We start from the raw sequence: 12694 nt of genomic DNA, 5'->3' as shown, positions 1-12694 counted from the left end.
CTTTGGAAAGTTATCGCTGACATGGTGAGAAATATAGGCATTTGCGCACATGATTTTCTGTTGAATACAGGCGCAAACGATTATCTGAAAATACAAATTCGTGCACTTGATTTTGATCCGGACAACAAGATATTTCTTCTGGTTCCACCCGAAAATCAAGCTATGGAGTTGATCAGGAGAGCTGCGGACGGAGATTCGAGCTATAGCTTTTATCGCGAAGCCGCACCAAATCTAGAACTTATTGAGTGCGAATTCGACAGTGAAAGTTTTCGCGCTTTGATGCGCGACCGCGGGATTGATATCTTTTATCCCAGTGGTCGTGCCTTGGACAGAGATATTCCATTTGTCACCTATTGGCCGGATTGCCAACCAAAACATTTGCCAGAATTCTTTGATGACGAAGCCCAAGCGATACGTGACGGGATGATACTTCGACTGCTGCAAACGAACAAGTACATGATCACGAATTCGCAGAGCGTTGTCAACGACATGAAAGCGTTTTACAACGCCGGCCCTGATCAAGTTCATAGCCTTCCGTTTGCGCCAACAATTGATACAGACTACTTATTCCCGCACACAGAGAAGCTGCTAAAATATAAGCTGCCTAAGAAATATTTTCTGATCAGTAGCCAGTTCTGGATACATAAATCCATTGAAACGGTCTACAAGGCGATCCGGATATGTAAGGATCGTGGAATGGACGTGAAGTTTGTCTTCACAGGACGAGTTGAAGAGCCGCGACGGCCTGAATACATCACCCGCCTGGAGGAACTAGTCCGTAAGACAAAAATTGCATCACAAATCCAGATACTGGGTTTGCTTCCGAAGCGCGATCAGATTGAGATAATGAAGGGCGCCATCGCGGTCATTCAGCCAACGCTTTTCGAAGGCGCGCCGGGAGGGGGCGCCGTTCATGACGCTATGGCTTTGGGCATCAGGGCAATTGTTTCGGATATCGCCGTGAACAAGGAAATCCCGTCTTCTGATGATGTCTTCTTTTTTGAGGCAAAAAACGAAGTGAGTTTGGCCGACAAGATCGAGGAAGTGTTGTCCGTTGATCATGAGCTTCCAAGCTTCGAACAGCAGTTTGGTCGAAGCAGACACTCGCTCGCCCGGCTAAGCGAAGTCATTGGCCGTGTTATGGACTTGGAACTTGGCGGAAAGAAGTAAGATGGCGGAACCCATCAATGGCGAAGCGAGAATAACAGTTGTAACTGTTACGCTGAACGTAGAAGACGTTGTGAGAGCAACGATAGAATCTGTAAAAGGGCAAACCTACCAAAACGTCACTCATCTCATCATCGATGGAGCTTCGGAGGACCGTACTGTAGAGATAGCTCGAGAGTATGATCTGGAAGGTATCATTTCTGAGCCTGACAACGGCGTATATGACGCCATGGAAAAGGGCCGGAAATTGGCCAAGGGGAATTACGTTATTTTCCTCAATGCGGGTGATGTATTTTACGATAAATATGTGTGTGAAAAAATTGTAGAATTTTTCTCGAAGTATGATGTCGATATCGCGTATGGTGATTTGCTGCCGGTCTATTTTCGCCCGACCGATGTGCATGACCACCCTTCTTTTGTGGCTGGTGTTGCAATTGACGGCTCTGTGGTCAGCAACAAACGGCATATATTCGACAATTCCATTCACCATCAGCTGACTATTTATAAAAAATGGATTTTGGAGGAGTGCAGTTATATATCCAGCGATCGTGCGATTAGCGGCGAGTACTTCTTGCTCATGAGTGCAGTTTTTGCCAAGGGGGCCAAGCTTGGATATATGCCGCACATAATAACGCGATTTGCGCTTGGTGGGATCAGCACGCGGAATTTCGGGAAACAGGCAGTTGAATATAATCAGGGACGTGCGAAGCTCAGAACTATGTTTTGTCCGGTTCGAGAAGACATATCGATCGAAAGGGAAGACGAGTTCCATGTCGTCGAAAACTGGCGGGATGTGAAGGCGCAATATTTACAAGCCGAGGTTAAAGCCAGAGGTGTTGTGCATCCGTGGCTAAAACGCAGAATCGACAGATTGAAGCCTTTTATTAAGGCATTCATTTTGAAATTGTTAGGCGGCTTCTGGCGCCGAATGTTCTATTGGACTGTTTATTCCGAGGTCTTACGTCTAGATAGCCGCATCACCGAAACTGGTAGGAATATTTCTCAGGTTGAAAGAGACTTGGTTGAAGAGGTGAGGGATTTGCAGAGGCGTCTTCGCGATCTCGAAGATAAGAATTATACTAAGTAATAGATGTCTAAAATCTCTTTAACCGCTCGAGAATGAGTTATAGGGTTTCGCATGAAATTAGCTCTTCCCGTGCAACTTCCGCAGGAATTTCCGACGCGAGTTTTGTATTGACTACTACTTACCGAAAGAAGGTCAATTGCCAAATGGAGCAGAAGAACTATACGAGCTCACGTGCGCAATTACACATCTCGATCGGAGGTCAATTTGGCTCAGGGCTCATCTAGCGCGGTCAAACGTGTATCTGTGGTGACGGTCTGCCTCAACGCTGAGGACACCATTGAGCAAACGATGAAAAGTGTACGCGACCAAGCGTATGAAGACATTGAGCATGTAATCGTTGATGGAAAATCGGTGGATCGCACCAAAGAAATTGTTGAGAGCCTTGGCCCTGCAATATTTGTGAGTGAGCAGGATGGTGGCATTTATCAGGCGATGGAAAAGGGTGCAAAGTTATGTACTGGCGACATCGTGTTCTTTCTCAACAGTGGAGATTTGTTTCACGATGAGAACGTCGTCGCAGATGTCGTGTCGTTTTTTAATAGATTGAAAGCTGATGCTGTATTTGGAAACTTACTTCCATACTGCGTCAATAAGGATGACAAGTACAATCACCCCGCGTTCACGCCCGACAGACGGATGGATATGTCGTACTTCTCCAATCGTCGTTTGTTCTATGAGGGGTCGGTTCATCACCAGACGATCTTCTACCGCAAAGAAATATTCGACAGTTGCAGCTACCTAGCCGAGAACGCAGCGGCAACGGGAGAATACAATCTCAACGTACAAGCCTTCGTTCAACACGGTTTCATGTTGAAGCATATGCCCAGGACAGTCTGCCGATTTGCGCTCGGCGGAAAAAGCACGTGTGATTTCTCAATTGAGTGGGAAAGGTTTGAAGCCGCGAGGCGGATCATTCGCACCAAATATTTTCCAAATGGTCGAAAAACAGACCGCGTGAGCGCTATTGAATACCTCGCCTCCTGCCCCGGAATTAAAACCCTGACGAAAATTGCGCTGCGGGAAGTCGGGGCCCTTGATTTCCTGCGTATAGTCAGCCAGAAGCTACACCGCTCCGGGACAAGAAGCTAAATCTGATACCTGAATTCGTGGACAAAATGCAAAAACAAAAGCTACTGACTGACTTACGCTCAGCATTTGCAAAATGGCGAATTTGGTTACTCCTGGCATTGTTGGACATCAAGACCCGATACAGAAGATCGCGTATCGGTCAGTTCTGGATTACGCTTTCGATGGGCATCACGATTATCAGCTTGTCTTTCGTCTATTCGCGGATTTTTGGTCTTCCACTGGCCAAATATGTTCCATTGATGGCGATAAGCTTCATCGTCTGGGGCCTACTCGCTACGCTTGTGACTGAAGCTGGTAACGTCTTCATTGAGGCAGATTCTTATATTCGAAGCTCTTCGCTTCCACGGTTCCTGTTTATATTTCGGATGCTCTGTCGCAATACGCTGGTTTTTGCGCACAATCTTATTCTTGTCCCTGTCGTGATGGTAGCATTTCTTGTTCCGCCAACATTACAGATTTTGTGGTTCTTCCCAGCCTTCGTCCTTACTTTGCTGAATGGCGCTTGGATCGCAATGTTGCTTGGTCCGCTTTGCGCGCGTTTTCGGGATCTTCCGCAAATCATCGCGAGCATCGTGCAGATTGCATTCTTTGTCTCGCCTGTCATCTGGAGCAAGTCACAGCTCGGTGATAATTATCCCTTTATCCTTGATCTCAATCCGTTCGCGATCTTTCTTGAACTGATGAGGGAGCCTCTTCTAGGGCGTGCGCCGACCTTTGAAATGTGGGCCTCAGCCGGGGCGGTGACCTTCATCGGCTTAGCGATAGCCATTCCCTTTTTCGCGCGCTTCCGGGCACGCGTTGCGTACTATATGTGAGGACTTAAATGGCTTCCATTCTGGTTGAAGACGTGTCTCTCAATTATCCTATTTACGATGCCGGTGGGCGTTCACTAAAGTCGGCAATCATCCAAACAGTTGGTGCCAAGATGGCGACCAATTCCGGACGTGTGGAAGTCGAGGCGCTACGTGACATTTCTTTGAATCTGAAGGATGGGGATCGGCTGGGTATTGTTGGTCATAACGGTGCCGGCAAAACCACCCTGCTCAGGGTATTGGGTGGTGCTTACGAACCGCCCAAAGGGCGTGTTCTAATTGATGGCACCGTTTCGTCGCTGACGGACATCACGATGGGAATGGACATGGATGCGACAGGGCGCGAAAACGTCCGTCTAAGGTGTGTTTTCCTTGGCATGAGCTACAGCGAGGCTGCGCGCCACTCTGACGAAATCGCAGAATTCAGCGAATTGGGCTCTTTTCTTGATTTGCCCATCCGGACGTACTCAACAGGTATGCTGGTCCGTTTGGCATTCGCCGCGTCAACGGCTTCCCGTCCGCAAATACTAATCATGGATGAAATGATTGGTGCGGGTGATGCAGCATTTGCGGAAAAAGCCAAAGCAAGGGTCAACGAATACGTTGAAAACGCTAGCATTCTCGTCTTGGCTTCCCACAATGACGGGATCCTGCGCACTTTTTGCAATCAGGCAATTCTTCTCGATCAAGGAAGAATAACGTTTGCTGGTTCGGTGGACGAAGTGCTTGAGCGCTATCATGCGGAGAAGGGTAGGTCATAAGAAATTTGGAGCCGGGGACGTTGGCATTCAAATAGCTTGAAAGTGACAGCGAAAGCCAAGGGTAGGCAGCTGTAGTTGTAAGGGTTAATCGCTCTTATGAGTACGCATTTGAAAATGCCGGCGAAATCTATATTGGTGTGGTCGCATGTTCATAAATGAGCTTGCTTTGGTAGAAAAATACCTCCTGGCTGAGTTGACATAATGCGTGCGATCGCTGCAACGGAAACGTTTGACGCAAAAATATGCGCGCCGGATCAATAAGTTAGGGCCTGTATCCTTCGCTCAAACGACTCCGTTTGAGCGAGACAGGGTTTAGAATATATCGCGCATCTGGAAGATAACCTAATGGCCATCAAGTACCCAGTCTACAGCCCGCACTTCGTTGGAAAAGAGAAGGAATATGTGAATGACTGCTTGGACAGCACATGGATATCGTCCAAGGGCCGTTACATTGCGCTATTCGAGGATGCTTTTAGCCAATTCGTTGGCGTAAAACACGCTGCGTCCGTTAGCAACGGCACTGTTGCGTTGCACGTTGCGCTTATCGCTCTTGGTATCGGCCCTGGGGACGAGGTACTGGTTCCAACATTCACCTACATCGCTTCTGTAAATTCAATCGCTTACACAGGGGCAACGCCTGTTTTCGTCGATAGCGAACCTGAATTTTGGCAGATCGATGTTGCAGATGCGCGCCGAAAAATCTCTGCGAAAACCAAAGCCATCATGCCGGTGCATCTTTATGGTCAGGCATGTGATATGGTGGCTATTATGGAGTTGGCGCGTGAGCATAATCTGCTCGTCGTTGAAGATTGTGCAGAAGCGATTGGCTCGATGGTCGAGGGCGCGCACGTCGGCACATTCGGCGACATTTCCACATTCAGTTTTTTTGGAAATAAAACGATCACGACAGGTGAAGGAGGCATGGTCGTTACCAACAACGACGAATATGCCGAAATGGTGAATCGCTTGAAGGGTCAAGGGCTGGCAGCGAACCGAGAGTACTGGCACGATCTGGTTGGCTTCAATTACCGAATGACGAATATCTGTGCGGCAATCGGCTATGCACAGCTTGAGGGTATCGGTCAAATTCTGGCCAAAAAAAAAGAGATTGCTGTCTGGTATAAAGAAGAATTGGTCAACCTTGCTCTGAATGTTCATGCTGAACGAGAAGGGTCGGTACACAGCTACTGGATGGTTTCTATTCTTCTGAGAGATAAGAATCTGCGCGATCCGATGCGGCGATTTCTGAGAGAAAATGGCGTGGAAACCCGACCTCTCTTCCATCTGTCACACGAGATGGAGATGTACAAAGAGGATATCAGTTATCCGGTTGCTGAAGACCTGTCCACTCGGGGCATGAACTTGCCAAGCTATCCCGATCTCGGACGTCAAGACGTAGCAAATATTTGTGCCTTGATTAGGAAGTTTATGCTTGTCGAGGCAAACAAGTGAGCGAAGGCGAGCTATTGCATGTCGGAATTTTGGCTCGTGAGTTCCTAGGCAATATTGGGGCGAACGACTTCCTTCGTAATGTAATACGTGGACTTGGACAGCGGCCCGGCACTAAAATTACCTTCTTGTGTCCACGTTCGAATGAAAAGGTCGAGATGATCGCTTCCGCCCATCTCAAGGAGCGTTTGAAACGCATACCCTTTCTGAAAACAGTCACACGCAGTGTCATGCGGTATGCCGGACCAATTACTGACCGCATCTTTCCCCAGGATCCAGACGAATACGCTTTTTACGCAGAAGTGTGCGAGCGTATGGAGTTCGTAACCAGTGAAACAGACGCTCAATCGCTGATACGCCTAAAGGAGGAGCAGGGTATAGATGTATTGCTACCCTCCGTTCAGGTTCTGCCTTCAGAGATACCCTATGTGACCTACTGGCCAGACTGTCAACCGAAGTACTTTCCCGAGTTTTTTGATGACGCGTCCCAGAAAGTGCGAGATGAACGGATTTTTGCTCTTCTGGCGACAGGGAGGCCGATGATCGTTAATTCCAGAGATGCCAAATCCGATATAGTGAAGTTCTACAAGGCTGATCCAGACCAAGTTTTCGCATTACCATTTGCTCCGATCATCGAGCCGGAGAAGATCATACCGCGTCAGGAACTTTTGGCCAAATACGAGCTTCCGCCCAAATATTTTTTGATTTGTAATCAGTTTTGGGTCCATAAATCGATCGAGACAGTTATTGAAGCTGCGGCCTTGGCCAAAGGGCAAGGCCTTAAGGTCGACTTCGTGTTCACCGGGCGGATGGAAGAGCCCAGAAGACCTGGCTACATCAAGAGTCTTCGCCAGCTTGTCGTTGACAGAGGGGTTAGCGATATAGTCCATTTTCTGGATTATATACCGAAGGACGACCAGCTTGAACTTATGAAGGGCTGTGTGGCGGTCGTTCAGCCAACGCTGTTCGAAGGCGGTCCAGGGGGCGGCGCGGTTCACGATGCGATCAGCCTTGGCGTAAGAGCAGTCGTATCGGACATCCCCATAAATTATGAGCTTCCTCTTGAGAGCAGCGTAGTGGAGACTTTCAAAAGAAAGGATCCAGCGGATTTAGTAAAAAAGCTAAGGGTGATGTTAAACACTCCCTACAACAAGCCGAGCCCCGAGAGCTTGCATCAACAGTCAAAGCGGTCAACTGAAAGCTTGTGCGGTGAATTGTACAGGGCGATCGGATACGCTATCAAGCGGGGAAACTATTCATGAGCGTAAAAAGGCTTCAGGCGTTGTCGTTTTCATCAGTATGAAGACTTCATTACGCATCGTGCCACGTTTCCCAGGCGTAGGATTCAGCATATTCGTTGCAGCACCCGTGCTGAACTGGATGCAGCCAACAATTACAGCCTTTTGAGAAAGGGTGACTTTTTGTCAACAAAGCAAAAACTCTGCTTTCCTGCGGATTTCTCTCACGTCTCGGTCTCGACTGCATGAACATGCGCGGTTGTGGCACCGAATTGCAAAAATATAACTGCACCACCGGATTTGGGGGACTTAGTTTTGCCGAATAACCCCATTGATAATAGACCGCGCAAATCGTTTCTGGACAAGCGTCGGTTAAAGATGCGCCTGAAGCGAAGCTGCGCTTTCAGAGTTTATGACCGGCTGATCCTGAGCTTGGCAGCGCGTTTGTCAAGCCAACTGAGCCAGACAGAGCCATTTGTTGGGCTTGGACAGCGGGTAAACGCACTTCAACAACAACTCGACTCGATTCAGTCACAGACGAACGAAGCGGTGGGTTTGCTCGCGAGATCGGTTGTGGGGCTTGAGCGCGGACAAAGTCTGCTGCGTGGAAAGATAGAAGACGCCCAGGTCGTGATTGGGGGTATTGAAGACAAGATTTCGGAATCCAGCACTATTTTTGACCATGGATACCGAGTCTTCTCGCAATGGAACGAAGATGGAATTCTTCAGTATCTTCTGCGTCGGATTGGCTCGCACAACAATACGTTCATCGAAATTGGTGTCGGTGATTATTCAGAGGCGAATACAAGGTTTTTGGTCCAGAAGGACAATTGGCGCGGCCTGATCGTCGATTCCGATATGGAGGCGCTCGACCGTTTCACAAACATGGGAATGCGGTGGAAGACCAATGTTGACGTTAAGGCGGCTATGGTAACGTCAGAAAACATAAACGACATCATCGGTGATGCTGGGTATGGCGGTGACATTGATATATTTTCGCTTGATATTGACGGTATGGATTATTGGGTATGGAAAGAAATCAGTATCATTTCGCCCCGCATTGTTGTCTGTGAATATAATGCGCTTTTCGGGCCTGATGCCGCCGTGACCGTGCCGTACGATCCAAGCTTTGATCGGCGGGAAAGGCATTATACCTGGACATATGCGGGGGCCTCTCTTGGCGCGCTCAAAAGCCTTGCCGCGGAGAAAGGTTACACGCTGGTCACCTGCAATAGTGGCGGTAACAATGCCTTTTTTGTCAGAGACGATCTTCTCGCGGCCTCTGGCATTGGGCCGGATGATATTCTATTTCGTCCACCCGCATTCCGTGAGACCCGTAATGAAGTAGGGCAGCTCACTTTCCTGAGCGCGCAGGAAACACTGAAACTGTTGGCTGGGATGCAGGTAGTCGACGTTAATACCGGTCAAGTTATAGATGTGGCCGACTTGATGCGTGACGTTATATAAATCGAATTACGGAGTAAGGCGTATGCAAAAGACGGCGTTGATCACAGGCATTACAGGGCAAGATGGTGCATACTTGGCCGAGCTGTTGCTTTCCAAGGGTTATGTGGTGCATGGCATCAAGCGCCGCACTTCTCTTTTTAACACAAATCGCATCGACCACCTATACCAGGATCCACATGTACCTAATCAAAAGCTGATCCTTCACCACGGCGACCTGACGGACTCGACCAACCTCATTAGGATTATTCAGCAGGTGCAACCTGACGAAATCTATAACCTGGCTGCAATGAGCCACGTTGCTGTCAGTTTCGAAACGCCGGAATACACAGCCAATGCCGATGGCATTGGAACACTTCGTATTCTTGAGGCGATCAGGCTTTTGGGTCTCGAGAAAAAGACCAAATTCTATCAAGCGTCAACCTCTGAACTTTATGGGCTGGTGCAGGAAGTTCCGCAGAAGGAAACAACGCCGTTCTATCCCAGAAGCCCCTATGCGGTAGCCAAACTTTACGGCTACTGGATCACTGTGAACTACCGCGAAGCTTACGGGATGTATGCCTGCAACGGCATCTTGTTCAATCACGAATCTCCGCTTCGCGGTGAGACATTCGTTACGCGGAAGATCACCCGTGCGCTCGCCCGTATCAAGCTCGGCCTGCAGGACTGCCTATATCTGGGCAATGTGGATGCGCTGCGTGACTGGGGTCATGCGAAAGACTATGTGGAAATGCAGTGGCTTATGTTGCAGCAGGAATGTGCTGAAGACTTTGTTATTGCAACGGGTCAGCAATACAGCGTTCGCGAGTTCGTAAACTTGGGCGCTGAGGAGCTGGGAATGAAGTTGATATGGTCTGGCAGCGGCGTTGATGAAACTGCAACCGATGTGAACGGCAAAACGGTTGTGCGTGTCGATCCTCGCTATTTCCGCCCAACTGAAGTGGAAACGCTTCTTGGCGATCCAACAAAGGCGATGGAGAAGCTCGGTTGGAAACCGAAGATCAGCTTCAAGATGCTGGTATCGGAAATGATTCGCGAAGACTTACGCTCAGCTGAGCGAGATGCTCTGGTCAAGCAGCATGGCTATAGCGCATTCGATTATCATGAGTAAGACAATGGACAAATCGAGTAAGGTTTATGTGGCGGGCCATACAGGCATGGCCGGTTCGGCAATTGTGCGTGGGCTAATCTCCCGTGGGTATGTCAACATTGTTACAAAAACACGCAGTGAGCTAGACCTCCTAGATCAGACGGGTGTTAAGGAATTCTTCGAACAAGAAAAGCCTGATTACGTTTTTCTTGCCGCTGCCAAGGTTGGTGGAATTCAGGCCAACAATGAAAAGAGGGCAGAGTTTCTTTATGACAATCTTGTGATTGAGGCGAATATCATCCATGGCGCTTGGAAAGCGGGCGTTCAGGATTTGCTTTTTCTAGGCTCGACGTGTATTTATCCACGTGATTGCCCACAGCCGATGAAAGAGGAATATCTGCTCACGGGGCCACTGGAATCTACTAATGAACCCTACGCGGTTGCCAAGATTGCCGGTATCAAGATGTGCGAAAGCTATAATGCGCAATATGGAACGCGCTATACTTCGGTAATGCCATCAAATCTTTATGGTCCCAATGACAACTATAGCCTAGAATCCAGTCATGTTTTGCCGGCTCTTGTTCGCAAGGCTCATGAGGCAAAACTGCGTGGGGATTCAACATTTGCGGTCTGGGGTTCAGGCAATCCGAAACGCGAGTTCCTCTATGTAGATGATCTCGCGGATGCCTGTATATTTCTGATGGAAAGGGGCGTCTCGGAAGGGATGTACAATGTCGGCCTTGGAGCGGATGTTACAATTCGTGAACTTGCTGAAATTGTTATGGAGGTTATCGGATTCAAGGGCGAGATCAAGTTTGATTCTTCAAAACCCGACGGTACGCCGCGTAAACTCGTTGATGTTTCGAAGATGAATGCTCTGGGCTGGAAAGCGACAACAAGCCTTAGGGATGGCCTGGTGTTGGCTTACCAGGACTTCTTGAAAGGAGCACAGCTATTTCAGAACCGCTCATAACCGTTGTAATGCCGTCTTTTAATCAGGGACGCTATCTTGAATCCGCGCTGGAATCAGTTTTCGCGCAGAATGTCTCTTTCGAAATCTACGTTATGGATGGTGGATCCAGCGACAACAGCTTGGAAATACTGAAAAGATGGGATTCGCGTCTGACTGGATGGAGAAGCGGGCCGGATGGTGGTCAGGCATGCGCGATAAACAACGGTATGCGCCTAGGCAGTGCGCCTTATGTCTGTTGGTTGAATAGTGATGACCTGTTCCAGCCTGAGGGATTAGCGTCGCTTCTGGAGGCGCTGAAAAAAAAACCGGCTGCACCTCTCGCATACGGCCTTTGCTGGAATCTGCAAGGAGAAACAAAACGTCAATGGCCTGTTAACGTTGAACCGTTCAGCCGCAAAAGGCTTGCTGCCCGTTGTATCGTTGCTCAACCGGCAACGCTTATTCGCCGCAACGCCTGGGAGAGTGTTGGCGGTCTTGATGAAAGTCTTCACATGGCGTTGGACTACGACCTTTGGTGGCGCTTGTTTGCCCGATTTGGAGAGTTTGCCTTTGTTGACAACTATGTCGCGACAAATAGGGTTCACGCCGATACCAAAACGCGGAACTTCCGTCGCTTACACTATAAGGAGGCTATGAGTGTCGTTAAACGCCACAATGGCCATGTCCCAATTCGCTGGTGGCTGGCGCAGCCATATTCAATTTGGTACAAAGCCCTTATTAGGCAGTTTTTATGACAAGGGTGTTGATTGTCATTGAGAACTGCCCCAGCGGGGGTGCGGATAAAAAGTTGGACTGCTTTATAAGTTCAGGCCGAGGCTCTTACGATATTCGACCGGGCTGAGCGATCCCAACGATATCTTGATACGCTTCTCGTTGTACCAGCGAATATAATCATCTACCTCGGCGACGAACTGTTCGATTGTGATGGCCTTCCAATCTCGTGGATAGAAGAGTTCCGTTTTCAGCCGGACGAAGAACCCTTCGCACGCGGCGTTGTCTTGTGAGCAGCCCTTTCGGGACATCGAGCGAACCAATTTTGCATCGCTAATCCGTGTGAGCCAACCGGGCCAGCGATAATGGGCTCCGCGATCGGAATGGACGATTGGCCGTTCCGCAGCGTCGGTCACAGTCTCGATGGCGGCGTCCAGCATGGTATTGACTAGGCCCGCATCTGGTTGCGTTCTAATGAACTGCCCCCCATTTCGACCGGACAGTCGGCATAAGCAGGAAGGCTCAAGCACAGGCTTGAGGACAGGCTTATGTCTAACGAGTATCGACGCATTGAAGTGATCACCGGCGATGTGCTCTGGAGACGGTGGACAACCGAGCAGAAGCTGCGGATTATCGAAGAGAGTTTTGAGCCTGGCGAAACGGTTTCCTCGACGGCCAGGCGTCACGGTAAGCCTCCGGTGAAGGCCACAGTTCAGGCAGCTTGAGCGTTGACGGTCGGCGGCGTCCAATTCCACGGAAGCAACTGCTCCAGCCTGATAATCGGCGTGTCAGCGATGCGGGCAAGAACGTCGGCGAGCCACGCCTGCGGATCGATGTCGTTGAGCTTTGCCGT

At 49.2% G+C, this 12694-nt stretch carries 12 protein-coding genes and 2 pseudogenes; 12 read left to right on the top strand and 2 right to left on the bottom strand.

The window, feature by feature from the left end; all coding sequences use genetic code 11:
- The first annotated feature begins 21 nt into the window (after positions 1-21).
- The 11 genes from MKI86_RS19870 (at position 22) to MKI86_RS19820 (ending at position 11864) form a co-directional block, all read left to right on the top strand.
- Positions 22-1170, top strand: coding sequence for a glycosyltransferase (locus MKI86_RS19870; RefSeq protein WP_241604579.1), 1149 nt, complete (start codon positions 22-24; stop codon positions 1168-1170).
- Position 1171: 1 nt separating this feature from the next.
- On the top strand, positions 1172-2254 hold the full coding sequence (locus MKI86_RS19865) for a glycosyltransferase (protein WP_241604577.1): 1083 nt from the start codon (positions 1172-1174) through the stop codon (positions 2252-2254).
- 204 nt (positions 2255-2458) lie between these two features.
- Positions 2459-3343, top strand: a complete 885-nt coding sequence (locus MKI86_RS19860) for a glycosyltransferase family 2 protein (protein WP_241604575.1) — start codon at positions 2459-2461, stop codon at positions 3341-3343.
- A 26-nt stretch (positions 3344-3369) separates the two neighbouring features.
- Positions 3370-4158, top strand: a complete 789-nt coding sequence (locus MKI86_RS19855; protein WP_241605019.1) for an ABC transporter permease — start codon at positions 3370-3372, stop codon at positions 4156-4158.
- A gap of 8 nt (positions 4159-4166) precedes the next feature.
- A complete protein-coding gene (locus tag MKI86_RS19850) occupies positions 4167-4916 on the top strand; it encodes an ABC transporter ATP-binding protein (RefSeq protein ID WP_241604573.1) in 750 nt (249 codons plus the stop codon).
- A 345-nt stretch (positions 4917-5261) separates the two neighbouring features.
- On the top strand, positions 5262-6368 hold the full coding sequence (locus MKI86_RS19845; protein WP_269470876.1) for a DegT/DnrJ/EryC1/StrS family aminotransferase: 1107 nt from the start codon (positions 5262-5264) through the stop codon (positions 6366-6368).
- Positions 6365-7627: a glycosyltransferase gene (locus MKI86_RS19840; RefSeq protein ID WP_241604571.1), complete on the top strand. Its 1263-nt coding sequence runs from the start codon at positions 6365-6367 to the stop codon at positions 7625-7627. The genes MKI86_RS19845 and MKI86_RS19840 overlap by 4 nt, the downstream gene beginning before the upstream one ends.
- A 291-nt stretch (positions 7628-7918) precedes the next feature.
- Complete coding sequence (locus tag MKI86_RS19835; RefSeq protein ID WP_241604569.1) at positions 7919-9070, top strand: hypothetical protein; 1152 nt, start codon at positions 7919-7921, stop codon at positions 9068-9070.
- A gap of 22 nt (positions 9071-9092) precedes the next feature.
- A complete protein-coding gene (gene gmd / locus MKI86_RS19830; RefSeq protein WP_241604567.1) occupies positions 9093-10178 on the top strand; it encodes a GDP-mannose 4,6-dehydratase in 1086 nt (361 codons plus the stop codon).
- Between the two features lie 4 nt (positions 10179-10182).
- A complete protein-coding gene (locus tag MKI86_RS19825; protein ID WP_241604565.1) occupies positions 10183-11130 on the top strand; it encodes a GDP-L-fucose synthase family protein in 948 nt (315 codons plus the stop codon).
- 8 nt (positions 11131-11138) lie between these two features.
- The gene (locus MKI86_RS19820; RefSeq protein WP_241604562.1) at positions 11139-11864 is read left to right on the top strand and encodes a glycosyltransferase family 2 protein; all 726 of its coding nucleotides are present in this window, start codon (positions 11139-11141) and stop codon (positions 11862-11864) included.
- 63 nt (positions 11865-11927) lie between these two features.
- On the opposite strand, the pseudogene MKI86_RS19815 reads toward MKI86_RS19820, so the two are convergent.
- Positions 11928-12317: pseudogene (locus MKI86_RS19815) on the bottom strand (transposase); the annotation flags it as partial.
- Positions 12318-12389: 72 nt separating this feature from the next.
- Here MKI86_RS19815 and MKI86_RS19810 point away from each other — a divergent pair.
- A pseudogene (locus MKI86_RS19810) lies at positions 12390-12539 on the top strand (transposase); the annotation flags it as partial.
- A gap of 14 nt (positions 12540-12553) precedes the next feature.
- On the opposite strand, the gene MKI86_RS19805 reads toward MKI86_RS19810, so the two are convergent.
- On the bottom strand, positions 12554-12694 hold a 141-nt coding region (locus MKI86_RS19805), incomplete at its 5' end, for a transposase domain-containing protein (RefSeq protein WP_241605015.1).

The organism is Shinella sedimenti, assembly GCF_022601905.1.
Taxonomy (GTDB): Bacteria; Pseudomonadota; Alphaproteobacteria; order Rhizobiales; family Rhizobiaceae; genus Shinella; species Shinella sedimenti.
This window is presented reverse-complemented; position numbering and strand designations above follow the sequence as displayed.